We start from the raw sequence: 25,381 nt of genomic DNA on the forward strand, positions 1-25,381 counted from the left end.
GTGCCGGGGCTGCCGTTGGTTGCGATGGTGGTTGGCGGGAGGGCGGGCCGGTGATGCTGTTTCTCAATGGGTTGGGTAAGAGGCTCGCTGAGCGGTCGTTGTGGTGGGTGGTGTCAGGGCGGCCGTTGGTTGGACGGTGGTTGGGTGGCGGTGGGGGAGGGCTGGTCGGTGACGCCGTTTCTCAATGAGTTGGGTAAGAAGCTTGCCGAGCGGTGGTTGTCGCGGTTGGTGGTGCCTGGCCTGCTGCTGGTCGCGGCCGTCGTGGTGGCGGTGCGGTTGGGGCACGGTTCGGCGTTGGACTTGGCCGGGGCGCGTGCGTGGGGTGAGGCCGTCGCTGTGACGGTGAGTCGGTGGTCGGGTTTGGTGCAGGCGGGGGCGCTGATCGCTGTCCTGGTCGCGTCGGCCGTGGTGGGGGTGGGGGTGGGTGCTATGGCGGAACTGGTCGCTCGGCCGTTGTGGTTCGGGTCGTGGCCTGGGTGGCTGGGCAGGCGCGGGGTCGCGCGGCGTGTGGGGCGGTGGTGGCGGTGGCAGGACGAGGTGGTGCGGCTGCGTAAGAAGGTCCCGCTCGATCAGCGGTCGCCGGAGGTCGACCGGGAGTTGGCGCGGCTGTCCGCCCGGCGGGACCGTGTCTCGTTGGCCGAACCCGTGCGTCCCACCTTCACCGGTGATCGGTTGGCCGCGACCGCCACGCGGGTGGGCAACCAGTACGGCGTGGACCTGGTGTCGGTGTGGATGCGGTTGTGGGTCGTCCTGCCGGAGGACGTCCGCGCCGAGTTGCGCACCGCTCGCGCGCGGCTGGACTCCGCCGTCGCGCTCTCCGTATGGGCGGCCGCATACGCCGTCCTGGCCTGCTGGTGGTGGCCCGCCGCCCCTGTCGCCGTCGGCGCCTGGGCCACCGCGTGGCGTCGGATACGCCGCGCGGTGGTCGACCACACCGAGCTCGTGGAGGCGGTCGCGGACGTCCACCTCCCGAAACTCGCCGCCACCCTCGGACTCGCGCCCGCCGACACCCCCATGGACCACGACATCGGCGCCCGACTCAACCGGTTGGTGCGCAAGGGTGCTTAGCTGCGCCCATTCGGCCTAACGGTCTCGCAAAACGGGTCTCGCGCTGATCAAGGCCGTCCTAGGATTCGATCATGCAATCGGAGGCAGATCGGCACCTCGTGCTCGCGGGAGAGCCGCCCGTCCGGGATCACGGCGTGTGGGCGACGGTGACCGCCGAGGTGGGCACGCTGCACGACGACCACCTGACCCGGGAGACGATCGAGCGGCTGGGCGCCGAGGCGGTGCTGGCCGTGCCGTTCGTGCGGGTGATCGGCAAGCGCGGCGGCCGTCGGCTGGTGGTCGGCATGGTCCGGCTCACCGTCGCGGCCGACGACTCCGCCGCCGTCACCCTGCTGCTGCACAACTCCTGGTCGGAAACGGGCGGCTGGCACCAGGACGTCGTGTCCGCCGACCAGGTCGACGACGAGTTGCTGGCCTCGCTGGCCCGACCGGAGCACGTTCTCACCGGCGACCCGCGCGCCCGGGCGGTGGCCGCGGCGAAGGCGCTGGCCGAGGCGTCCCGCAACGAGGTGCTGCGGCTGCGCGAGGTGCGCTACGAGCTGGAGCGGCAGGTCGCCGACCTGCTGGCGCAGCGCAGGAGCTTCGCGTTGCGCCCGGTGCTCGCGCAGGTCATCGAGCTGTCCATCGCGCTGGGCCGGGCCAGGGACGTCGCCTGCGAGGCCCACCGCGACGGCCTGTGGATCTGGCTGTGGGACCCGGAGACCTACCACCACAACCGCAAGACCGACAACGGCGCCCCCGACCCCAAGCCGTGGGGCGGCACCTACCGCGCCGCCCTCGCGCACTGCTCCGCGATGGACGCGCAGCTGGCCGAGGAGGTCGAGCGGCTGACCTCCCTGCTCAACAGCATGTCCACCTTCGCCGTCGCCCAGGACGGCGAGGCGCAGCAGCGGTTCAACATGATCGCCGCCGCCGCGGCCGCCGGGCTCGGCCTCCCGGCCCTGATCCTCTCGCTGTACGGCGCGGACGCGTTCCTCCCCCTCACCAACCTCGACCACGCCTGGCGCGCGCTGCTGCCCATCGCCGTGACCACCCTCTGCGCCGTCACCGTCGTGCTGCGCCGCATGCCCGGCCGGGCCCGTCCCCGCCACTACCTGTTCGCCGTCCTCCTGGTGCTGAGCCTGAGCGCCGTCCTCCTCGTCGCTGGCGCTCTCGCCCCCGGCCCCACCGCCCCCTGACCCAGGGGGTCACGGGTTCGCGGCCGCCGCGCGGTGGGCGAGGAGGGCGGCGGTCAGCAGACCGGCGTGGCCGACGTTGCTCGCGTCCAGACCGGTCAGCTCGTAGACCTTGCGGAGCCGGTAGTCGACGGTGTTGGGGTGCACGTGCAGCGCCCGCGCCGCCGGCCGCCTGCTTCCCTCGCGCAGGAAGACCTCCAGGGTCTGCATCAGCTCCCCGCCCGGTTCCAGCGGGCCCAGGAGCGCGGCGAGCCGGTCGACGGCCTCGCTGGACCGCGACAGCTGGAACTCCAGCAGCACGTCGTCGATCCGGTACACGCCCACGGGCTTGGCGAAGCGCACCGCGACCTCCAGCACGTCCGCGGCGAGCGCCGCGGCGTCGGCGACGGCGTCCGGGGCCGCCGCGGCCACCCCCGCGGTGACCGGCGCCCCGGCGGCACGGCCGATCGCGCGGACGACGGCGGCGAGCCGGTCCCACTCGTGCGCGGTGATGTCCACGGCGGGCGTCGGGACGAGGATGGTCCCGCCCTCCGGCGTCAGCGACGACAGGACCGCGCCCCGCACCTGCCGCTCCAGCTCCGAGCGCAGCCTGCGCAGCTTCCGCCGCCCGGCGACGAGCGGGTCGACGCCCGGGCGGGCCTCGTCGGGATGGGCGCCCACGGCGAGGGCGAGCACGAGGTAGGCCGCGGGCAGGGGGATGCCTGCGCGGCCCGCGGCCGCCGGGACGTCCGTGCCGGTGAGCAGGGCGGACAGCAGCGTGTGGCGGGCGGACCGCTCGTCGTCGTACATGGCCTGCCGCTGGTCCAGGTAGCCCGCGCCGACCGCGGGCGTGACCAGCTCCAGGTACCGCAGGACCAGCCCGTTGACCGCCATGGCGTCGCCGACCTCCTCGGGCCGGACCCGCAGGCTCAGCGCCTCCCACACCACCTGGACGCCGACGTGGTAGGCGGTGAGCACCACGTCGATCGGGAGGCCCTCCTCGGCCCGCCGCGCCGCCGACTCGCGCAGGTAGTCCAACTCCTGCCGGGTGGGAAGCGCCCCGGTGCGCATCATCGCGATGAACGACTTCAGGACGTGCTCGGTCACCTTGGTGATGTCGCCGTAGATCTCCTCGCCGGGCAGCCGCGCGTAGGCGGGAACCCGCGCGGTGATCTCCTTCAGCACGTCCGCCACCAGGTCGGGCAGCAGGGCGGCCAGGATCTCCGACACCGGCCGTCCCCCGAAGGTGAACAGCGCGCGGTTGTGATCCGTCACGATGATCGCCGCCCCATTCTGGACCTCGCCCAATCCTCGGCAGACAGTTGGTCAGCCATCATCACACGGCCGGACGGGCCTGCGGAAAGAGGTCCGGATCGTGCTCAATCACAATGCCGTCGAGATTTCTCTGAGAAGGGTCCTACTGCTTTCCGGTCGCCCCGCCGCCACGATGTGTCCACCACATTACTTCCCGGTAACCGGGTGAGCGGCGGAGGTGGCTATGCGGTTGGGCAGGCGACTGGTGGCGGGTTTGGCGGTGATGGGCGCCATGGCGGCGTCCGTGACGGGCGCCCACGCCGACGACCGGTTCGAGTACGTCGCCATGGGCGATTCCGCCGCGGCGGGGCCGTTCGTCCCCCACCAGGACATCAACCTGCTGTGCCTGCGCTCGGACCGCAACTACCCGGCGGTCGCGGCGAAGGCCCTGGGCGCGGTGCTCACCGACGTGTCGTGCTCCGGCGCGACGACGGAGCACCTCGCGACCCGCCAGTTCGGCGTGGTCCGGGCGCAGTACGAGGCGCTCAAGCCCAGCACGGACCTGGTCTCCCTCACGATCGGCGCCAACGACCTCGACCTGTTCACCACGGCCCTCAGCTGCGTCAACGTCTTCCCCGAACCGCTCGGTGTGTCCTGCCACGACCGGATGACCGCGGACGGGCGCGACACCATGGCCGAGGCCGTCGCCGCCTGGGCGCCCACCTTCGGCGCGGTCATCGACGAGATCAGGAGCCGGGCCCCGCACGCCAGAATCGTGGTGACCGGGTACGGCACGTACATCCGCGAGGGCGGCTGCTACCCCAGGCAGCCGGTGTGGGCGCGGGACGCCGACTACCTGCAGGGCGTCATGAACCGCCTGAGCGCCGCCATCCGCGCCGAAGCCGAGAAGCGCGGCGCGGTGTACGTGGACTTCGCCGCGATCACCGTCGGCCACGACATCTGCGCCCCCTGGGACGAGCGCTACCTGGAGGGCCTGGTCCCCACCGACGCCGCGGCGCCCCTCCACCCCAACGCGAAGGGCATGGCCGCCTTCGGCGCCGCGGTCGCCGCCGCTGCCCGATAGCGGACGGCCAGTGTCTACTTAGGTCATCCACAGTCGGAAGCACGATGCCGTTGGCTCGCCCGCAAAGCGCCAGCGGCATCGCGCTTCCGGGAAAGCCTGGCCCCGCCGTCGGGTTCCTCGTACGCTCGGTCCATGACACTCCGGGGGATCGGCGCCGTCGTGGCGGTCGTGGGGATGCTGGTGTCCGGCTGTTCGTCCACGGATCGGCGGGACGCGGTGATAGAGCGGATCAAGGCCGATCCGGGGATGGCCGACGCTCCGCAGGCCGCGGTGGACTGCATCGCCGACTGGTACGCCGAGCACGCCTCCGACGCCGAGTACGAGCGGTTCGTCGCGGGGGAGCCCGCCGAGGACACGGAGCCGCAGGCGGGCGTCGTCGAGTGCGTGAAGCAGGCCATGTGAATTCGGTGTTTGTGCGTACCCTGATTGGCCGATAGGCGGGGAGTCCCCGGCCGGATACCGTGATCGCGGGCCGGGAGTGCCGTGGTCACCTGGGGGTGGCAGCTGCCCGGCGTCGACCTGGGGGGTCCGTGCGCACGCGCGTCTTCGGCATGCCTAGATTCCTGCTGCTCGCCCTGGTTCTGCTGCTCGCCGTGGGCGCGCTGCCGTTCACCGGGCTCTTCGACGACGAGCCCGATCCCGTGGCCGAGGCGGGTCCGCCGACCCGCGTGCGCGAACTGGTCGACCGGCGCTCGGCCGTGCAGCGGGTGTTCGAGCTGTCCAACGGCCAGTTCGAGGCCGAGGTCTCCGCCCGGCCACGCCACTACCGCGACGGCGACACCTGGCGGGACATCGACACCGCCGTCCGCGAGCACGACGCCGACGGGTTCGCCTACGCCAACACCGACAACGCCTTCCACACCGCCTTCGGCGAGGACAGCGGCCGGATGGCCCGCTTCGCGCTCGGCCACACCCGGGTCGACCTCGGCATCGACGGTCCACAGCGCACTCTCGACCCGGAGGCCGACGGCGACACCGTCACCTATCCCGACGCCTTCGACGGTGCCGACCTGCGCTACCAGGTCACCGGTGAGGCGCTGAAGGAGGAGATCGTCCTCCACCGCGCGCCCGCCGACCCGACCTACCGGTTCACCGTCGCCGCGGAGGGCGTCACCGCCCGCGCCCAGGACGACGGCTCCATCGGCTTCTTCGCAGGCGACGGCCCGCCGCTGTACGTCATGCCCGCCCCCTTCATGCACGACAGCGCCGACGACCCGAAGTCCCCGCACGGCAAGGCGTGGAGCGACAAGGTCACCCAGACCGTCGAGCAGGACGGCGACCGGGTGACCGTCGTCGTGCGCGCGGACAAGGACTGGCTGAACGACCCCGCCCGCGCCTACCCGGTCGTCATCGACCCCACCATCCGCGTCGACCCGACCTCCACCGGCGGACAGGACGTGCAGATCTGGTCGGACACCCCCGACCGCAACGACGGGGCCAGCTACCGGCTCTCCGTGGGCACCGACCCGTGGGGCAGGGCCCGCGCCCTGGTCAAGTTCGACACCTCCGTCGTGCCCGCCGGGACCACGCTCGCCTCCGCCAAGCTCCGCCTGTACTACGACAACGAGCTGCACACCGACGCGGGCGACATCGCCGTCGAGGCGCGGCGGATCACCGGGCCGTGGGCGGAGGACAGCGCCACCTGGAACACGATCCACAGCGCCTTCGCCGAGGCCGGGCTGTCCACCGCCGTCCGCAGGGCCGGTGTCGCGGGCGCCTGGCACGAGCTCGACGTGCGCAACATCGCCCAGTCCTGGGTGTCCGGCTCCGCGGCCAACCACGGCGTGATGGTCAAGGCCGTCGACGAGAGCACGCTGGGCCGCGGCGGCGCGGTCTACCTCGGCGCCGAGGGCGACTACAACGGCGACGCCCCCACCAATCCGCAGCTCGTGCTCACCTACGGCCGTCCTGGCGTCGCGCTGCACCCGATCGCCAAGACCTACGCGACCGGCGCCGAGCTCACCTGGTCGCCCTACCCCGACCCGGACCCGGCGAACCCGGCCGACGACCTCGTCGAGTACCAGGTGCACCGCTCGGCGGCGCAGGTCTTCACGCCGTCGTCGGCAACGCTCGTCGGCACGGTCGGCAGCAGCGTCACCAGGTTCACCGACACCACCGCGGCGCCGACCCCCGCCGACCGGCCCGACCTGCAGTGGAACGCCTATCACTACATGGTCGTCGCCAAGTCGCGCGACGGGCAGCTCGTCCCCGGCGCGACGCAGCTGGCCCGCACGCCCAAGGCGGGCCTGGTCACCCAGCTGTTCCGGGCCACGGCGGACACCACCATCGCGGCCAACCTGCCGACCGCCAACCACAACCAGGTGGCGGGCCAGCCGTGGCTGATGGTGGGCAACAACAGCGGCACCTACGGCAAGTCGCGCGCGCTGGTGCGCTACGACCTGTCCGCGATCCCGCCGGGCACCGAGGTCGTCGACGCCGACCTGTCGATCTGGGGCTTCTACACCTACGGCAGCGGCGCGGTCTTCGACGGCCATCCGCTGACCCGTCCGTTCACCGAGAGCCAGGCCACCTGGAACCAGGCGGCCACCGGCGTGCCGTGGACCGCGCCGGGCGGGGACGCGGCTGCCGCCGCCGACCACGTCGTCGGCATCCAGGACCGGCCGACCTGGCACATCTGGGAGAACGCCGCGATGGCGCAGGCCTGGGTGGACAACCCGGCCGCCAACCACGGCTTCATGGTCAAGGTGCGCGACGAGGCGGGCGCGGGCCAGCGCGTGCTGCTGCACTCCGACGAGGCGGGCGAGCCGATGCTGCGGCCCAACCTCGCCGTCACCTACCGGATGCCCGCGCCCATCCCGACCGCCCCGCAGGTGGTCTCCTACGACTACCCGGCCGACGGACAGCCGCACGGCGGCCCCGACGAGCCGGGCACGTTCACCTTCAAGACGGCGGGCGCCGTCCCGATCGCGGGCTTCCGCTGGCAGCTCAACGGCGGCGCCACGACCGACGTCGCCGCCACCGGCAAGGTGCTCGTCGCGGTCACCCCGACCACCGCGGGACCGCACACGCTGACCGTCCGGTCCTACACCGCCGAGGGCGCCGTCTCGGCCCCGACGACGTATGAGTTCGTCGTCGCCACCCCGCCCGCGCCGATCCCGGACGCGCCGCAGGTGTCGTCGGTGGACTACCCGGCCGAGGGCGAGCACGGCGGCCCCGGCCGGGAGGGCGTGTTCACCTTCCAGCCCACCGGGACCGTCCCCGTGACCGGCTACCGCTGGCGCTTCGGCGACGGCCCGACGACCGACGTGCCCGGCACCGGCCGCGTCGACACCCGCATCGCCCCGCCCTCGGCGGGAGCGCAGACGCTGACGGTGTGGGCGTTCAACGCCGACGGCGCGCTGTCGCAGCCCACCGAGTACACCTTCACCGTCGCCGACGCCCCGGTCGGCGTGCCGGACGCGCCCCAGGTGTCCTCAGTGGACTACCCGGCCGACGGGCAGCCGCACGGCAGCCTCGGGCAGGCGGGCGTGTTCACCTTCCGCGCGGTGGGCAGCCTGCCGCCGGACGTGTTCCGCTACCAGCTCGACACCGACGCCGCGCCCACCGAGGTCGCCGTCGCCGACGGCACGGCCACCGCCACGCTCATCCCGGTCCGCTCGGGCAAGCGCACGCTGACCGTGTGGGCCAAGGTCACCGGCACCGGCGCGCTCTCCGCGCCCACCACCCACACCTTCGTCGTCGGCACGCCCGCGGGCGGCCGTGAGTACCACTACGACGCCGCGGGCCAGCTCGCGGGCGTCACCACCGACACCGGCGAGGCCGCGGCGTTCCACTACGACGACGCGGGCAACCTGCTGCGCACCGACCGCTACGCCACCGCGACGCCGAGCGTGTTCGCCGTCGTCCCGGCGCGCGGGCCGGTCGGCGCCCGGGTGGAGATCAGCGGCACCGGGTTCAGCACGACCCCGGCGGAGAACGCCGTCGCCTTCGACGGCATCGCCGCGACCGTCACCTCGGCCACCGCGTCGCGGATCACCGCCGTCGTCCCGGCGGGCACGACCGACGGCGCGGTCACCGTCACCACGCGCGGCACGACCGCGTCGGCGCCCCGGCCGTTCCTGGTGAGCGCGGCGACGTCCGCGCCCACCATCACCGCGATCTCCGCCGACCGGGGCACCCGCGACGAGCTGGTGACCATCACCGGCACCGGGTTCGACCCGGACAAGACCCGCGACATCGTGCTGTTCCACCGCACGGTCGCCCAGGTGCAGTCCGCGAGCCCGACCAGCATCACGGTCAGGATCCCGGAGGCGGCGTCCTCCGGGAAGATCACCGTGCGCACGCCGGGCGGGGTCGCCGAGAGCGCGGGCACGTTCCTGGTCGCCCCGCGCGGGTTCGCGATGTCCGGCCTGGTCTACGGCGGCACGATCAGCGCGGGCAGCCCCGCCGTCGACGTCGCCGTGCCCGCGGGCAAGTCCGCGCTGGTGCTCGTCGAGGGCATCGCGGGCGAGCGGGTCAACGTCACGCTGGACAACAACACCATCCCCGTCCGTTCCGCGATGTGGATGTTCACCCCGTACGGCGGCAACTTCGCCCGGCAGGCGCTCGGCGACCCGCTGGACCTGTGGGCGGGCGGACGGCTGAGCCAGGACCTGCCCGCCTTCCCCACCACCGGCACCTACGCGCTGGTCCTGGAGCCCAACGACGACGGCGCGGGCTCGGTGCGGATGTCCGCGTCGCACGACCTGACCGGCAGCAGGCTCACCAAGGACGGCGCGGGCGTCGGGTTCCAGATCACCGAGCTCGGCCAGACGGTGGAGTTCCCGTTCACCGCCAACCAGGGCGAGTGGCTCAGCCTCGGCCTGACCGAGATGAGCGAGCCGAACAACTACTACAACGTGCGGGTCTACCACCCGGACGGCAGCTACAACACCTGGTCGTCGCGTCCGAGCGTGCACACGCCGACGATGGTGTTCAGGACCAAGCAGGCCGGTGAGCACAAGGTCACCGTCTCGTTCGACTCCACAGAGCTGGGCTTCGCCAGGCTGTGGCTGTCCGGGGTGATCGACGGCGAGCCGCTGGTGGTGGACGGCCCGGGCACGCCCATCCGCATCCAGCGGCCGGGCCAGTCGGTGCGGCTGCCCTTCCAGGGCACGGCCGGGCAGGTGCTCGGCCTCGGCTACACCGAGAACACCCTGGCGCAGAACGACCGGCCCGCGTTCCCGTCGGCGATCATGTCCGAGCCCGACGACGTGCAGGTCGAGGTGCGCACCGGCTGGGCGGAGACGCGGGACGTCCCCACCCTGCGCAAGACCGGCGCGCACAACCTGTTCGTCACCGGCTGGCAGGCCGTCGGCACGGTGAAGGTGTGGCTGTCCACGGGCGTCCAGGGCGGCGTGATCGCCACCAACAGCGTCAAGGACGTCACCGTCGAGCGGCCCGGCCAGGACGTCTGGCTGGACTACGACGGCGTGGCGGGCCGCCCGCTGTTCCTGACCACCACCGACCGGGCCATCTCCGGCGAGGTGTCGGTCCAGGTCTACCGGCCCGACGGCGTGCGGATCGGGCTGCGCAACCGCACGGTCGACATCCCGACGCTGCCCACCACCGGGCGCTACCGCATCCAGGTCGACCCCGAGACGCCCGGGACCGGCGCGCTCGGCGTCGTCGCCGCCGAGCCGAGGGACGTCGGCGAGCTGGTCGCGGGCGCGACGCCGACCGACCTCACCCTCGACCTGCCCGGCCAGCGCGTGGTCGGCCGGTTCACCGGGACGGCCGGGGAGCGGCTGAGCCTGGGCACCAGCCCGTCGAGCATCGCCAACGTCCGGGTCAAGGTGATCAAGCCCGACGGGGCGAACCTGGAGAACCTGACCATCGACACCCGCTTCGGCATCGACCTGCCCGCGCTCCCGGTCACCGGCGAGTACCGGGTGGAGATCACCCCGTCGACGGTCACCGAGGGCACCCTGCGCCTGACGCTGTCCGGCGAGGCCGACGCGGGCCTGCTCGAACTGGGCACCGCCAAGCGCATCACCATCGACCGCGCCGCGCAGAACGGCAAGGCCACCTTCGCCGCGACCGCCAACCAGCGGTTGCGGATGCGGCTCGGCCTGGGCTTCCCGAACAACTACGGCACGTACTACTCCATCATCGCGCCGGACGGGACCTACGTCGCGCGGCACTGGTGGGCGTCCTATCTGGACTTCTCCCTGCCCACGCTGTCGCAGACGGGCACATACACCCTGGTGTTCGACCCGACCGCGGGGTCGGTCGGGACCCTGGACGTGACCGTGTACGTCCCGCCGACGGCGGCCGGGGCGAGCGCGGAGACGGCGTCCGCGCCGGTCACCCCGCGCCAGCCCGACTGCGCCCCGGTGCCCAGCGCGGCGCGGCCGGGCGCGTCGGCCGCCGACCGCGACCCCGCCGAGGAGGTGGAGGAGCCGGGCTCGGCGCTGCCGTACGGCTGCGAGGAGCCGGACTCGCTGGGCTGGCGCCCGGACGCGCTCAACCTCAACGGCGACGGCTGGTCCACCCGCCACGACCCCGCGCCCGTGCGCGAGCGGCCGCTGCAGTTCCCGCTCGGGTTCACCGGCGTGGCGGGCAAGGTCCTCAGCACCGCGGGCGCCCCGCTGGCCGGGGTCAAGGTGAGCGTGGGCGACCAGCAGACCTCGACCGACGACCAGGGCCGCTTCGTGCTCACCGGGGTGCCGTCCGGGCACGTCGCGGTGCGCGTGGACGGCCGGGGCGCAGGCGACCACGGCGTGTTCGACATCGGCGTCGACCTCGCCCGCGGCCAGGTGCTCGTGCTGCCGCACACGGTGTTCCTGCCCGAGCTGGACCCGGCGGGCACCGTGCGCGTGGCCAGCCCGACCACCAGCGACGTCGTGCTGACCACCAAGGCCATCCCCGGCCTGGAGGTCCACATCCCCAAGGGCACGGTGGTCCGCGACGCCGACGGCAACGTGGTCACCGAGCTGAACCTGACGCCCATCCCGATCGACCGCGCGCCGTTCCCGCTGCCGCCGACCAAGGTGCCGGTGTACTTCACCGTGCAGCCCGGCGGGGGCACGCTGTTCCCCGAGGGCGCGACGATCGTCTACCCGAACTACACCAAGGAGCCGCCGGGCACCCGGACCCAGTTTTGGAACTACGACCCCGACGGCAAGGGCTGGCACATCTACGGCCAGGGCACGGTCTCACCCGACGGCAAGCAGATCGTGCCGGACGGCGACGTGAAGTTCTACCGGCTCACCGGGGCGATGACCGCGGTGCCCGGGATGAACCCGCCGCCCAAGGCGCCCATCCCCGGCGGCCAGCTCGGCGGCGACCCGGTCGACCTGGCCACCGGCCTGCTCGTCGACGAGGCCGTCGACCTGGTGGTCGACGACATCATGCCGATCGAGATCAAGCGCACCTACCAGCAGGGCGACCCGGACGTGCGGCCCTTCGGCGTCGGCACGAACTTCGACTACGGCATGTTCCCGTGGTCGCCGGGGCAGATCGGCAACTTCGACTTCTCCCAGTTCGACCTGATCCAGCCCAACGGCGCGAAGATCCACTACCACCGGGTCTCGCCCGGCTCGGACTACGCGGGCGCGGTGTTCCGCGCCGACCCGACGCCGACGGAGTACGACGGCTCGACCGTGCGCTGGAACGGCGACGGCTGGGACGTCGAGCTGCGCGACGGCCGGGTGATCGTGCTCGCCGACGAGGCCCCGATGCAGTCCATCCGGGACAAGTTCGGCAACACGACCACGATCACCCGCGCGCCCGCGCCGCCGTGGACCGACGGCAAGGTGCGGCTCAACGGGCCGATCACCCAGATCACCTCGCCGAGCGGGCGCTGGGTGAAGTTCACCTACGACAGCGGCAACCCGCCGCGCGTCGCCGCCATCGAGGACAACCTGGGCCGCCGGGTGTCCTACACCTACGACTCGACCGGGCGGCTGAGCACCGTCACCGGCCCAGACGGCGGGGTCACCCGCTACACGTGGGAGAACGGCCTGCTCAAGACCATCACCAAGCCGAACGGCAACCGCTACCTGGAGAACGAGTACGACGCCGAGAAGCGGGTCAAGCGGCAGGTCGAGGCCGACGGCGGCGTGACGACCTTCGACTACACCGCGGTCAACGGCGTCATCACCGAGACCCGGATGACCGACCCGCGCGGGCACGTGCAGCGGTTCACGTTCAACGCCAAGGGCCGCGTCCTCACCGACACCCGCGCCTTCGGCACCCCGCTGGCCCAGACGCTCACCCACGAGTACGACGCCGCTGGCGTGCGGCGGGTGGCCACTGTGGACGCGCTCGGCAGGCGCACGACGTACGCGTACAACGACCTCGGGCAGGTCAGCGAGACGGTCACGCTCGCGGGCACGCCCGAGGCGCGCACGGAGCGGTTCGAGTACAACGGCCCGCACGCCGAGCTGACCAAGCACACCGACATCTACGGCAAGACCACCGTGCACGAGTACGACGCGCGCGGCGGGCCGCTGGGCACGACCGACCGGCTCGGCAAGCGCACGGCGTTCGAGACCAACCTGTCCGGGCAGATCACCAAGACGACCGACCCGGCGGGCAAGGCGACCACCACCGAGTACATCGGCGGGGACGCCGTGCGGATCACCGACCCGCTGGGCCGCGTCACGGCGACCGCGTTCGACGGCATCGGCAGGCCGGTCCGCACCACCGACCCGCGCGGCGCGGCCACCGACACCACCTACACCGCGCGCGACCACATCGCCTCGGTGACCGACCCGCTGGGCCGCGTCACGGCCTACACCTACGACGACAACGGCAACCGCACCAAGGTGCGCGACCCGCGCGGCGGCGAGACGGTGTTCGCCTACAACTCCATCGACCGCGTCTCGTCGGTGACGGACCCGCTGGGCGCGGTGGAGACGTTCGAGTACGACCTGCACGGCAACGCGGTCAAGCACACCAGCAGGCGTGGGATCGTCACGACCCACACCTACGACGAGCTGGACCGCCGCACACGCACGGAGTTCGGCACGGAGATCGCGGTCGACTACGGCTACGACGCTGCCAACCGGACCGTCCGGGCCGAGGACTCGACCAGCGGCGTCGTCAGCACGGAGTACGACGGCCTCGACCGGGTGACGATGAGCACGACGCCGCACGGCACGGTGTCCTACTCGTACAGCCCGACCGTCCGCGACCGGACCATGACCGTGCCCGGCGGGACGACCGTGCGCCACGTGTACGACGCCGAGCAGCGCCTGTCCGCGATCGAGCGGGACGGCACGGTGGTCTCCGCCGTCGTGCGCGACGACCGGGGGCTGGCGACCCGCGTCGGCGCGCCCGGCGCGGGCGTGCACCAGACGCAGAGCTACGACGACGCGGGCCGGGTCACGGGCATCACCTATCGCAGGGACCAGCAGGTCCTCGGCGAGCTGACCTACGGCCGCGACGCGGCCGGGCTCCCGGTCAGCACGGGCGGGTCGTTCTCCCGGGGACTGCTGCCCGAGCCGTTCACCGGCACGTACGACGCGGCCAACCGCCTGACGAGCGTCGGGTCGACGGCCGTCGCCTACGACGCCGAGGGGCACCTCACCTCCGACGGCGTGACGACCTACACCTGGAACGCCAGGGGCCAGCTGGCCGGGCTGTCCCGGCCGGGCGTGTCGGCCGCCTTCACCTACGCGGCGGCGGGCGAACGGCTCGGCAGGACGGTCAACGGGACCACCACCCACTACCTGTACGACGGGCAGAACCCGCTGCAGGAGCTGGTGAACGGGACCGTCACGGCCACGATGACCAGCTCCGGCATCGACGGCTGGCACACCCGGCAGGCCGGGGGCGTGGAGCGGCGCGTGCTCACCGACGCGCTGGGCAGCACTGTCGCCCTGGTGGACGCGTCGGGCGCGGGCGCGGCGTACTCCTACGAGCCGTTCGGCCGCACCCAGGTGACCGGCGACGACCTCGGCAACCCGTTCCGCTACACCGGCCGCGAGGACGACGGCACCGGGCTCTACCACTACCGGGCCCGCTACTACAGCCCCGTCCTGCAGCGGTTCATCAGCGAGGACCCGATCGGCTTCGCAGGCGGGGTCAACCTGCACGCCTACGCGGCCAACCAGCCCACGCACGCCACCGACCCGGACGGCAAGAAGCCGTACGTGCCGGGCGCGTACCTGGTCGACAAGGCGTTCAAGGCGCCCAAGCAGACCACCCCGGGCACCCGGACGCTGACGGGCGAGTACATCAACGACCGAGGACCCGGCGGCGTGCGCGTGGAGCCGTGGGTCGCCCACTACGACCAGTACGGCAGGCTCATCGGCCGGACCGACTACAACGCGGGCCTGCCCAAGCAGGGCATCCCGGACGTGCACCACCACAAGTTCGAGTACGGTCCTGGGCGCCAAGGTGGCCAGGAAACCGTGAAGCACGCCCCGGGGGAGTACCCAGGATGACCGCGTTGTCGGACTACGCCGCGCTGTACCGGCAAGGGGACTGGACGATCGTCCGCGCCGTCGTCGAGCGCGGTGACGACACCGAACTGGACCTGCGGCTGGAGGTGACGCTGGATGGGGCACGGGCGAGCCTGTGCTTCACCGGCGTGACCGACCTGGAGTTCCGCGCGCCGTCGCCGTGGCTGGCCCTGACCCTGCAGATCGTCGACGTCTCCGCCGACGGTCTTGAGGGGGTCCACTACAAGGTCACGGACCCGGACAACGGCACGGCGTCGTTCTGGTGCGCCGGATTCGAGATCGTCCGCGAATGACGCGGCAAACGACTGGGGGTAACCGATAGTGGGCATCAGGAGATGGGCGGCGGGCGCAGCCGCGGTGGCGTTGGCCGTGGCCGGGGCGGGACAGGCGCAGGCGGCTCCCGAAGGGGTTGTGCACGCGGCGGGGGCGCAGGTGGTGGAGGGCCGCTACATCGTGGCGCTCAAGCCCCGGCCCGGGGTGGCCGCGCAGGCCGCGGCCGAGGACATCGCCGGGCGCTACGGCGTGCAGGTCGAGCGGGTCTACCGGCGGGCGCTGACCGGGTTCGTGGTCAGCGCCGACCCGAAGGACGCGCGGCGGCTGGCCGCCGACCCCCGGGTGGCCAGGGTCGAGGCCGACGCCGTGGTCTACGGCACCGGCACCCGGGTGAACCCGGTGTGGAACCTGGACCGGATCGACCAGCGCACCTCCATCCTCGACGGCGCCTACCACTACCCGGACGAGGCCGGGGCCGGGGTGACGGCGTACGTCTTCGACACCGGCATCCGCACCTCGCACGCGGAGTTCGGCGGGCGGGCGAGCGTCGGGTTCGACGCGATCGGCGACGGGTGGAACGGCCAGGACTGCAACACCGAGGGGCACGGCACGCACGTCGCTGGGACCATCGGCGGCGCGGAGCACGGCCTGGCCGCCCGCGTCGACCTGGTGTCGGTGCGCGTGCTGAGCTGCGAGAACCTGGGCACGGTCAGCCAGATCATCGCCGGGATCGACTGGGTGACGCAGAACGCGACCAAGCCCGCGGTCGCCAACATGAGCCTCGGCGGCGGGGCATCGGAGCTGGAGGACGCCGCCGTCGCCAACTCCATCGCCAGCGGGGTCACCTACGTGGTCGCCGCGGGCAACTGGGAGCGCGACGCCTGCGAGTACAGCCCGGCCCGCGTGCCCGGCGCCATCACCGTGGCCGCCAGCAACTCCAGCGGCGAGCGCGCCCGGGGGTGGGGCGGCGAGCAGAGCGGGTCCAACCACGGGTCCTGTGTGGACATCTTCGCGCCCGGCCAGGAGATCAAGTCCGCGCACAACGGCTCCGACACCGCCACGCGCATCCTGCGCGGCACCTCGATGGCGTCCCCGCACGTCGCGGGCGCGGCGGCGCTGGTGCTGTCCCGCTTCCCCGACGCCACGCCCGCCGAGGTCACCGACATCCTGCTCGCCAGGGCCACCGTCGACGCCCTCGACCCGGCCACCCTCGGCGCGGGCTCGCCCAACCGCCTGCTCTACACCGGCGGGTCGTTCGAGCCGCCGGACCGCGACTTCGGCGTCGCCGTGGGGTCCACCGCCGTCACGGTCGAGGTCGGGTCCAGCACGACCGTCCCGATCACCACCACGAACCTGGTCGACAAGCCGCAGACCCTGGCGGTCACCGCGTCCGGCGCGCCCGCGGGGGCGAGCCTGTCGGTGAGCCCGGCGTCGGTGCCCGCGGGTCAGGGGGCGACGCTCACCATCGCCGTGACCGGCGACGCCCCCAGCTTCACCGCGACCGTCACCGCGACCGGGCCGTACGGCCTCGTGCGAACCGCGACCGTGGACGTGACCGTCCCTCCGCGTGTGGTGTGCACGTTGGAGAACACCACGCGCACGCCCATTCCGGACATGGAGACGGTCACCAGCACGCTGACCGTCACGTCCTGTCCGCGTCAGGTCTCGTCGGCGCCGACCGTGCGGGTCCGGGTCGAGCACACCTACCGCGGCGACCTGTCCGTCCGACTGGTCTCACCGGACGGCGTGGAGCACACGCTCAAGGCGGCCGACGGCGCGGACGGGGCGGCGGACCTCGACCAGACCTTCCCGCTCACGCTCGCGCCGCAGCAGGCCAACGGCGAGTGGCGGCTGGTGGTCCGGGACAACTTCGGCTTCGACGTCGGCACGCTCGTCGGGTGGACACTTGCCCTCTAGCGACCCGTCCGCCGGGCCGGGACGCCCCACCCGGCGGACGGTGCTGGCCGCCGCGGTGGGCGCGCTGACCGCGAGCTGCGCGCCCACCGCGGATCCAGCGCCGACCACGCGAACGGGCGGCCTGGACCCGCCGCACCAGGACGCCGCCCTCGACCTGCGGGCGCTGCACCAGGACGGCGTCCTGGCGCCGCCCGCCGCGCTCACCCTCACGGCCTTCGACGTCACCGCGGCCGATCGGGCTGGCCTGGCGGCGGCGCTGCGGGCCGCGGGGGAGATCCCGGGCGCGGTGGTCTCGGTGGGCGCGTCCCTGTTCGACGGCCGGTTCGGCCTCGCCCCGCCGCGCCTACTGCGCCCGATGCCCGCCTTCCGCGCCGACGTGCTCGACCCGGCGTGGTGCCACGGCGACCTGCTGGTGGGCGCGCCCGACCCGGCCGCCGTGTCCCTGCCCGGCACGCGGCGGCTGTGGCAGATCAGCGGGACGGCCCACGAGCGCAACCTCTTCGGCTTCCGCGAGGGCGCGGGCAACCCCGCCCCGGACCTGGCCGACGACCTGGTCTGGGCGGGCCGGGACGAGCCCGCGTGGTGCGCGGGCGGGACCTACCTGGTGGTGCGCCTGATCCGATTGGCGATGCCCACCTGGAACGCCGAGAGCACGGAGGAACACGAGCGCGTCTTCGGCCGGACGAAGGACACCGACCTCCCGCTCGGCCAGTCCACTCCGGACCCCGACTACGCCACCGACCCCGACGGCGCCCGCATCGCCCTGGACTCCCACATCCGCCGCGCCAACCCCCGGACCCCGGAAAGCCAGGCCCACCGCGTCCTCCGCCGGGGCTACACCTATCGCCACTCGTCGGAGGACGTCGGCCAGATCTTCCTGTGCTACCAGAAGGACCTCGAACGCGGCTTCGAGGCCATCCAGCGCAGGCTCGCCGGGGAGGCCCTGGAGCGCTACACCCTCCCCTTCGGAGGCGGCTACTACTTCGTCCTCCCCGGCGAACCCGAGAACAGACCACTCGGGCACACGCTGCTGGCATAGCGTCCGCCGCTGATCACCGGCGTCACTGGGCCACGGGGTCGCCGAGCCACCAGTTGCCGGGGGAGGCGGGGTCGGAGCTGGTCCAGTACTCGATGGTGGCGCGGATGAACTCCTCCGGGGAGAGGTGGCCGTCGCCGTCGGTGTCGAGGTGGGTGAAGGCGGTCTGGGCGGCGGTCTCGGTCATGCCGGGGAAGTGGCCGTGCTGGTAGGCCAGGAACTCGCGGAACGTCACCGTGCCGTCGGCGTCGAGGTCGGCGATCTCCAGGAACGCCTCGGCGAGGGCGCCGAGGGTGGCCTGGGCGGCGGCGGGGTCGTCGGCCAGGGCGCTGGTGGAGGTGACGAAGCTGTCGCGGGAGATGCCGGGCGCGCCCGGCTCGACGTGCGGCAGGTGCACCTCGCGCCAGATGCGCAGATACATGTCGATGATCCGCTGTTCCTCCGGTGAGCCGGGCGCGTGGCCGAGGGACTCGGCGATGCGGCGGCCCATCAGCACGTGGTCGTCCTCGTCGAGCCAGCCGTCGCGGTCGGCGTCGAGGTGGTCGAAGCCACGCTGGATCTTGGTGGAGAGCAGTTCGGCGGGTGTCATGCCACCGAGCTTCGGATGATCAGCGCAGGCGGGACAAGCACGCTCACCGGATCGGGGACAACACCCACCCGTCCAGCCCAGAGCGCGGCCGTGGGCCCTGACCCGGCCAGGGCCCACGGCGGCGGTCAGGCGTGCGGGCAGGACGACCGGTACTCGGTCAGGTACGCCCCGGACGGCGGCGGGCAGAGGAAGCGGTCGTAGCGGGTGTCGCTGTCGATGAAGCGCTTGAGCCAGGCCACGGTGAACTTGCCGACCGTGGGGTGGTCCTCGAAGAGGAACGACGAGTTGTGCGTGGCGCCTGCCAGCTCCGCGTACGCGCGATCTCGGGCGTACACCAGGCTGTTGTAGAACACCTCCGCGTGCTGCTCCACGGTCGCCACCGTGTCATCGCTGCCGCCGATGAACATGGTCGGCGTGCGGATCCCGCTCCAGTTCTTGATCGTGTGGTACGGCGCCAGCGGCACGGCGGCCTTCAGGGACGGCCGCGCCCAGACCGCGTAGAGGGAGCCGCCGCCGCCCATCGAGTGGCCGACGACGCCCATGCGGTCGGGGTCGAGACGCTGCCGCACCGCCGTGGGGGACTTGGTGGCCAGGTGGTCCAGCGCCGCCAGCAACTGCTGCCCGCGCTCGGTGGGATCGTCGTACAGGCTGTTGGTGGTGACGGTGATGACCACGAACCCGTGCGAGGCCAGCCGGGACCCGAGCCAGGCGATGTGGGCCTCGGTGGAGGTGTAGCCGGGGGAGACGGCCACCCCGCCGAAAGTGCCCTGGTCGGTCTCGTTGGGATAGTAGATGGTTCCCCGGCCGAAACCGGCCGATGCCCAGTCGCTGACCGAGACCGTGGAATAGGTGAACGGGCCGGTCGCGGAGAGGACGCTCTGCTCGGTGGGGTCGGGGCCGCGCTGGTATTCGGTGGCCGCGGCGGCCGGGGGAGCGGCCGCGACGGCGAGGAACAGGGCGATGGCGGGCAGCGCCGCCGATGTCCTGGCGAACCGCATGGATGAACCTCCACGGGAGGAGTGCTGCGGGGATTTCGTTTCCCGAATGGGGGTCATCACCCTACGTCGGTGATCCCGGAATCGGTTATCCGCTGGTGATAACGCCAGCCGGGAACGTTATCCCGCGTTTCGTAGTGCCCCGCCTTTTCCTTTCCTACTGTCTTCGGCCGTGACCAGTCCGAACGAGGAGGGGGACCACATGGCGCAGCGCCTCGTCGCGGCTGTCGACCAGGGCACGACCTCGACCCGCTGCATGGTGTTCGACGTCGCGGGCCGGGTGCTCGGCGCCGATCAGCGGGAGCACACGCAGATCTTCCCCAGGCCGGGATGGGTGGAGCACGACGCTGCCCAGATCTGGGCGCGGACGCAGGAGGTCGTGGCGGGCGCGCTGCGGGCCGCGGGCGTCGCGCCCGGCGACCTGGCGGCGGTCGGGATCACCAACCAGCGGGAGACCACCGTCGTGTGGGACAGGGCGTCCGGGCGTCCGGTGCACAACGCGCTGGTCTGGCAGGACACCCGGACCGAGGCGCTCTGCGCCGACCTGGCCGCCGACCACGGCCGCGACCGCTTCCGGTCGGCGACCGGCCTGCCGCTGGCGTCCTACTTCTCCGGACCCAAGATCCGCTGGCTGCTCGACAACGTGCCCGGCGTCCGAGAGCGCGCCGAGCGCGGCGAGCTGCTGTTCGGCACGCTCGACACCTGGCTCATCTGGAACCTCACCGGCGGCGCGCTGCACGTCACCGACGTCACCAACGCCAGCCGCACGCTGCTGATGGACCTGCGGACGCTGGACTGGGACGACGCGATCCTCGATGCCATGGCGATCCCGCGCTCGCTGCTGCCGGAGATCCGCCCCTCCGCCCAGGTCTACGGCACCGCGCGCGGCGTGCTCGACGGCGTCCCGATCGCCGCGGCGCTGGGCGACCAGCAGGCCGCGCTGTTCGGGCAGACCTGCTTCGCCGAGGGCGATGCCAAGTCCACCTACGGGACCGGCGCGTTCCTGCTGCTCAACACCGGCCACGACCCGGTGCCCTCCGAGCACGGCCTGCTGACGACCGTCGGCTTCCAGCTCGCGGGCGAGGCGCCCGTCTACGCGCTGGAGGGGGCGATCGCCAACACCGGCTCGCTCACCCAGTGGCTGCGGGACCGCTTCGGCCTCATCGCCAGCGCGGGCGAGATCGAGGCCCTGGCCCGCTCGGTCCCCGACAACGGCGGGCTCTACCTGGTGCCCGCGTTCTCCGGCCTGTTCGCCCCGCACTGGAGCCCGGACGCGCGCGGCCTGCTGATCGGCCTCACCGGCTACGCGGGCAGCGGGCACCTGGCCCGCGCCGCGCTGGAGGCGACCGCGTACCAGACCCGCGAGGTCGTGGACGCCATGGCGCTGGACTCCGGGCTCGCGCTGGGATCGCTGCGCGTCGACGGCGGGATGACCGCCAACGGCCTGCTCATGCAGACCCTCGCGGACGTGCTCGACGTCGAGGTCGTCCGGCCCGAGGTCGCCGAGACCACCGCCGTGGGCGCTGCCTTCGCCGCCGGGCTGGCCGCCGGGGTCTGGGCGGACCTGGACGAGCTGCGCGCGTGCGGGACGCGGGAGACCCGGTGGCGGCCCGAACCGGGCGGCGGGTTCCGCGACCGGAAGTTCCGCAAGTACCGCAAGGCGGTCGAGCTGGCCAAGGGCTGGCTCGACGCCGACGACGCGATCGAGGGGAGGTAGCCGTGGTGGGGAAAGCGACGGCGACACACCGCGTCGCCACCCGCGACGAGCTGCGGCGGGGCACGTTCGACCTGCTGGTCATCGGCGGCGGCATCGTCGGCATCGCCGCGGCGTGGACGGCGGCCCAGGCCGGGCTGCGGGTCGCGCTGGTCGACGCCGGGGACTTCGCGGGCGCGACGTCCAGCGCGTCGACCAAGCTCGTCCACGGTGGACTGCGCTACCTGCAGACCGGCAACATCCGCCTGGTCGCGGAGAACCACCGGGAGCGGCGCGCCCTCGCCGCCGAGATCGCCCCGCACCTGGTGACCCCGCGCCGGTTCATCGTCCCCGTCTACGGCGACGGCCCGCACGGCGCGGCCAAGCTCGGCGCCGGGGTGTTCCTCTACTCCGCCCTGTCGGCCTTCGGCGACGGTCTCGGCCGCGTCATCAGCCGGACGGAGGCGCTGCGGCAGGTGCCCGCGTTGCGCGCCGACGGCCTGCGGGCCGCCGCGGTCTACACCGACCACCAGATGAACGACAGCCGCGTGGCGATCATGACCGTCCGCGCCGCGGTCGCCGCCGGGGCGGTCGTGCTCAACCACGCCGCCGTCGCCGCCCTGCGCACCAGCCAGGGCCGGGTGGTCGGCGCCGAGGTGCGCGACGGCGTGGACGGCACGGAGTTCGGGATCGACGCCCGGCTGGTGCTCAACGCGACCGGCCCGTGGGTCGACCGGGTCCGCGCGCTGGAGGACCCCGCCGCCGCCCCGACCGTGCGGCTGTCCAAGGGCGCGCACGTCGTGCTCAAGCGGCGAGCGCCGTGGCAGGCGGCGGTCACCGCGCCCGTCGACAAGTACCGCGTCACGTTCGCCATCCCCTGGGAGGACCACCTGCTGCTCGGCACCACCGATGAGGCCTACGACGGCGACCCCGCCGACGTGCGCGCCACCGACGCCGACATCACGACGATCCTCGACGAGGTGGGGCAGGCGGTGGGCGGACTCCGCCGCGACGACGTCACCTGCGCCTTCGCCGGGCTGCGCGTGCTGCCCGGCGGCCCGGGCGCGGTGGCCACCGCCAAGCGGGAGACCGTGATCACCGAGGGCCGCGGCGGCATGCTCTCCATCGCGGGCGGCAAGTGGACCACCTACCGGCACATCGGCCGGATGGTGCTGGACCGGCTCGGCCTCGGCGCGCGGACCCTGCCGACCACGCCGCTGCCCGGCGTCGCCGCCCCCGCCGCGGTCGCCCACCGCCTGGTGGCCGACCGGTCGAGCGGCGAGCCGATGGACCAGCGGATCGCCGCGCACCTGGCCACCCACTACGGCACGCTCGCCCTCGACCTCGCCGACCTCATCCGGGCCGACCCCGCGCTGGCCGCCCCGGTCCACCCGGACGGGCCCGACATCTGGGCCCAGGTCGTCTACGCCCGCGACCACGAGTGGGCGGCGACCCCGGAGGACGTGCTGCGCCGCCGCACCACTCTCACCCTGCGCGGCCTCGACACCCCCGAGGTGCGGGACCGGGTCGACGCGCTGCTGGGGGACCGGTGAACGGCTTCACCGCGGCCGACGGGCTGCGCCTGCGTGTGCGCTCATGGCCGCACACAGGGGAGCTTCGCGGCGTAGTCCACCTCTCGCACGGCATGGGTGAGCACGCGGACCTCTACGACGGTCTCGCCACGACCCTGAGCCGCCACGGCCTCGCCGTCTACGCCCACGACCTGCGCGGCCACGGACTGTCCATGACGGACGGTCCGGGCCACCTCGGCGACGACGGGTGGAACCGCCTGGTCGACGACCTGCGGGTGCTGGCCGAGCTGCTGCGAGAGCGCCACCCCGGCCTGCCGCTCGTCCTGATGGGACACAGCATGGGCTCGTACGCGGTGCAGCAGCTCATGCTGGACCACGGCCACCTGCTGGACGGCGCGGTCCTCGCGGGCACCACCGCGCTGGACGGGCTGCTCGACCGGCTCGCCCGCGAGCCCGACCGGCTCGACTACTACAACGCGCGCTTCCAGCCCACGCGCACCCGCTACGACTGGCTCAGCCGCGACGACGCCTTCGTCGACGCGTTCCTGGCCGACCCGCGCTGCGCGTTCCCGCTCGACGGCGCGGGGCTGCGCGACATGCACGCCGCCGCGCCCCGGCTCGCCCGACCCCGGGGCGTGCCGCCGGGGCTGCCGCTCTACGTGGTGGTGGGCGACCGCGACCCGCTCAACGACGGGCTGGCGCTCAGCGACCTGCTCGTCCGCCGGTACCGCGCGGCGGGCCTGGTCGACATCACCTACCGCACCTACCGGGCGGCCCGCCACCAACTGCTCTACGAGACCAACAGCGCGGAGATCACCGCCGACCTCATCGGCTGGCTGACCCGCGTGACCGACCGAAGGAGTTCCGAGATGAGTCCCCCGCTGGAGAACACATGCTAGAGGTATCCGGCCTCACCGTGCGGTTCGGCGGCATCACCGCGCTCGACCACGTCGGGTTCACCGTGCGCCCGGGCGACATGGTCGGGCTCATCGGGCCCAACGGCGCGGGCAAGACCACGCTGTTCAACTGCCTGACCCGCCGCTACCAGGCCGACGAGGGGACCGTCCGCTGGGACGGGGCCGACCTGCTCGCCGTCGCCCCGCACGCGATCGTGGCGATGGGCATCGCGCGGACCTTCCAGAACCTGGGCCTGTTCCCGGAGCTGTCGGTGCGCGACAACGTGCTCGTCGGCGCGCACCGCCACGCCAAGGCGGGCTTCCTGTCGGCGGCGCTGCGGCTGCCGTCCGTGCGCAGGGAGGAGGCGGCGCTGCGCGCCGAGGCCGACGCCCTGCTCGACCGGCTCGACCTCGCCGCCGTCGCCGACCACCCGGCCGCCGGGCTGCCGTTCGGCACGCTCAAGCGGATCGAGCTGGCCCGCGCGCTGGCCGCGCGGCCCCGGCTGCTGCTGCTCGACGAGCCGTGCAACGGCCTCAGCCACGGCGAGGTCGACGAGTTCGCCGCGCTGCTGCGCGCGTTGCGCGAGGAGCGGGAGCTGACCGTCATCGTCGTGGAGCACCACATGGGATTCGTCATGGGGATCTGCGACCGCGTGGTGTGCCTGGAGTTCGGCAGCAAGATCGCCGACGGCACGCCTGCCGAGGTGCAGAACGACCAGGCCGTCCGGGACGCCTACCTGGGAGCGGCGGCATGAGCGCGCACGCCTTCCTCACCGTCGAGGACCTCCACGCCGGGTACGGCGCCGGGAAGGTCCTGCACGGCATCGGGTTCGACGTCGCCGAGGGGGAGATCTGCGCGGTCCTCGGACCCAACGGCGCGGGCAAGACCACCCTGCTCCGCGCGCTGTGCGGGATGATCCGCACCGAGGGCGTCCTGCGGCTGGACGGCGTCGCGCTGCCGAGGCGCAGGCCGGAGTCGGTGGCGCGGATGGGCGTGGCCCACGTCCCCGAGGGGCGCGGCACCTTCGCGCCGCTGAGCGTGGCGGAGAACCTGCGCCTCGGCGCGTACACCCGCCGCGACCGCGCCGCCGTCGCCGAGGACATCGAGCGCGTCTACGACTACTTCCCCGTCCTGCGGGAGCGGCGGGCGCAGGCGGCGGGCAGCCTCAGCGGCGGCGAGCAGCAGATGGTCGCCATCGGGCGGGCGCTGATGTCGCGCCCTCGGCTGATCCTGCTCGACGAGCCGTCGCTCGGCCTGGCCCCGCTGGTCACCCGCGAGCTGTTCCAGATCGTCCGCGCCGTCAACGAACGGGAGCGCACCACCGTGATCCTCGTCGAGCAGAACGCGCACCTCACCCTGGAGTTCGCCCACCGGGCGCACGTCCTGGAGACCGGGCGCGTCGTGCTCTCCGGCGCCGCCGCCGACATCCGCGCCGACGCGCAGGTGGCCAGGGCCTACCTCGGGATCGAGGGATAGC

At 73.1% G+C, this 25,381-nt stretch carries 16 protein-coding genes; 13 read left to right on the top strand and 3 right to left on the bottom strand.

Features of this window, described 5'->3' with window-relative positions; all coding sequences use genetic code 11:
- The first annotated feature begins 189 nt into the window (after positions 1-189).
- Together IEY98_RS33225 and IEY98_RS30355 are read left to right on the top strand one after the other, a co-directional pair.
- Positions 190-1,068 carry a hypothetical protein gene (locus IEY98_RS33225; protein ID WP_189214127.1) on the top strand — a complete coding sequence of 293 codons (879 nt, stop codon included), beginning with the start codon at positions 190-192 and terminating at the stop codon, positions 1,066-1,068.
- A gap of 71 nt (positions 1,069-1,139) precedes the next feature.
- Positions 1,140-2,246 (top strand): hypothetical protein, encoded by a 1,107-nt coding sequence (locus tag IEY98_RS30355; RefSeq protein ID WP_189214128.1) that lies wholly within the window; start codon positions 1,140-1,142, stop codon positions 2,244-2,246.
- 9 nt (positions 2,247-2,255) lie between these two features.
- Here IEY98_RS30355 and IEY98_RS30360 read toward each other — a convergent pair whose 3' ends face one another.
- Complete coding sequence (locus IEY98_RS30360) at positions 2,256-3,497, bottom strand: PucR family transcriptional regulator (RefSeq protein WP_229787753.1); 1,242 nt, start codon at positions 3,495-3,497, stop codon at positions 2,256-2,258.
- 223 nt (positions 3,498-3,720) lie between these two features.
- On the opposite strand from IEY98_RS30360, the gene IEY98_RS30365 reads away from it, so the two are divergent.
- From IEY98_RS30365 to IEY98_RS30390, 6 genes are all read left to right on the top strand, one after another.
- Positions 3,721-4,560, top strand: a complete 840-nt coding sequence (locus IEY98_RS30365) for an SGNH/GDSL hydrolase family protein (RefSeq protein ID WP_189214206.1) — start codon at positions 3,721-3,723, stop codon at positions 4,558-4,560.
- A 132-nt stretch (positions 4,561-4,692) separates the two neighbouring features.
- Positions 4,693-4,962, top strand: a complete 270-nt coding sequence (locus IEY98_RS30370) for a hypothetical protein (protein WP_189214129.1) — start codon at positions 4,693-4,695, stop codon at positions 4,960-4,962.
- 128 nt (positions 4,963-5,090) lie between these two features.
- Positions 5,091-14,954, top strand: a complete 9,864-nt coding sequence (locus IEY98_RS30375) for a DNRLRE domain-containing protein (protein WP_189214130.1) — start codon at positions 5,091-5,093, stop codon at positions 14,952-14,954.
- Positions 14,951-15,265: a PIM8 family immunity protein gene (locus IEY98_RS30380; protein ID WP_189214131.1), complete on the top strand. Its 315-nt coding sequence runs from the start codon at positions 14,951-14,953 to the stop codon at positions 15,263-15,265. Before IEY98_RS30375 ends, IEY98_RS30380 begins: the two co-directional genes overlap by 4 nt.
- A gap of 28 nt (positions 15,266-15,293) precedes the next feature.
- Complete coding sequence (locus IEY98_RS30385) at positions 15,294-17,162, top strand: S8 family serine peptidase (RefSeq protein WP_189214132.1); 1,869 nt, start codon at positions 15,294-15,296, stop codon at positions 17,160-17,162.
- Complete coding sequence (locus IEY98_RS30390) at positions 17,152-18,201, top strand: Dyp-type peroxidase (RefSeq protein ID WP_189214133.1); 1,050 nt, start codon at positions 17,152-17,154, stop codon at positions 18,199-18,201. Before IEY98_RS30385 ends, IEY98_RS30390 begins: the two co-directional genes overlap by 11 nt.
- A 22-nt stretch (positions 18,202-18,223) precedes the next feature.
- Here IEY98_RS30390 and IEY98_RS30395 read toward each other — a convergent pair whose 3' ends face one another.
- Both IEY98_RS30395 and IEY98_RS30400 read right to left on the bottom strand, forming a co-directional pair.
- A complete protein-coding gene (locus IEY98_RS30395) occupies positions 18,224-18,787 on the bottom strand; it encodes an EF-hand domain-containing protein (RefSeq protein WP_189214134.1) in 564 nt (187 codons plus the stop codon).
- A gap of 125 nt (positions 18,788-18,912) precedes the next feature.
- Positions 18,913-19,785, bottom strand: coding sequence for an alpha/beta hydrolase family protein (locus tag IEY98_RS30400; protein ID WP_189214135.1), 873 nt, complete (start codon positions 19,783-19,785; stop codon positions 18,913-18,915).
- A gap of 169 nt (positions 19,786-19,954) precedes the next feature.
- Here IEY98_RS30400 and glpK point away from each other — a divergent pair, with 169 nt between their 5' ends.
- Genes glpK through IEY98_RS30425 form a run of 5 tightly spaced genes read left to right on the top strand, consistent with a single transcriptional unit; the run spans position 19,955 to position 25,380 of the window.
- Complete coding sequence (gene glpK, locus IEY98_RS30405; RefSeq protein WP_308425939.1) at positions 19,955-21,499, top strand: glycerol kinase GlpK; 1,545 nt, start codon at positions 19,955-19,957, stop codon at positions 21,497-21,499.
- 2 nt (positions 21,500-21,501) lie between these two features.
- Positions 21,502-23,028, top strand: a complete 1,527-nt coding sequence (locus tag IEY98_RS30410) for a glycerol-3-phosphate dehydrogenase/oxidase (protein ID WP_229787755.1) — start codon at positions 21,502-21,504, stop codon at positions 23,026-23,028.
- A gap of 35 nt (positions 23,029-23,063) precedes the next feature.
- Positions 23,064-23,906 carry an alpha/beta fold hydrolase gene (locus IEY98_RS30415; RefSeq protein ID WP_268244620.1) on the top strand — a complete coding sequence of 281 codons (843 nt, stop codon included), beginning with the start codon at positions 23,064-23,066 and terminating at the stop codon, positions 23,904-23,906.
- Positions 23,900-24,658: an ABC transporter ATP-binding protein gene (locus tag IEY98_RS30420; protein ID WP_189214137.1), complete on the top strand. Its 759-nt coding sequence runs from the start codon at positions 23,900-23,902 to the stop codon at positions 24,656-24,658. Before IEY98_RS30415 ends, IEY98_RS30420 begins: the two co-directional genes overlap by 7 nt.
- Positions 24,655-25,380, top strand: coding sequence for an ABC transporter ATP-binding protein (locus IEY98_RS30425; protein WP_189214138.1), 726 nt, complete (start codon positions 24,655-24,657; stop codon positions 25,378-25,380). The genes IEY98_RS30420 and IEY98_RS30425 overlap by 4 nt, the downstream gene beginning before the upstream one ends.
- Position 25,381 lies beyond the last annotated feature (1 nt).

Origin of the sequence: Actinokineospora fastidiosa (genome assembly GCF_014648415.1) — a bacterium.
Lineage (GTDB): Bacteria > Actinomycetota > Actinomycetes > Mycobacteriales > Pseudonocardiaceae > Actinokineospora > Actinokineospora fastidiosa.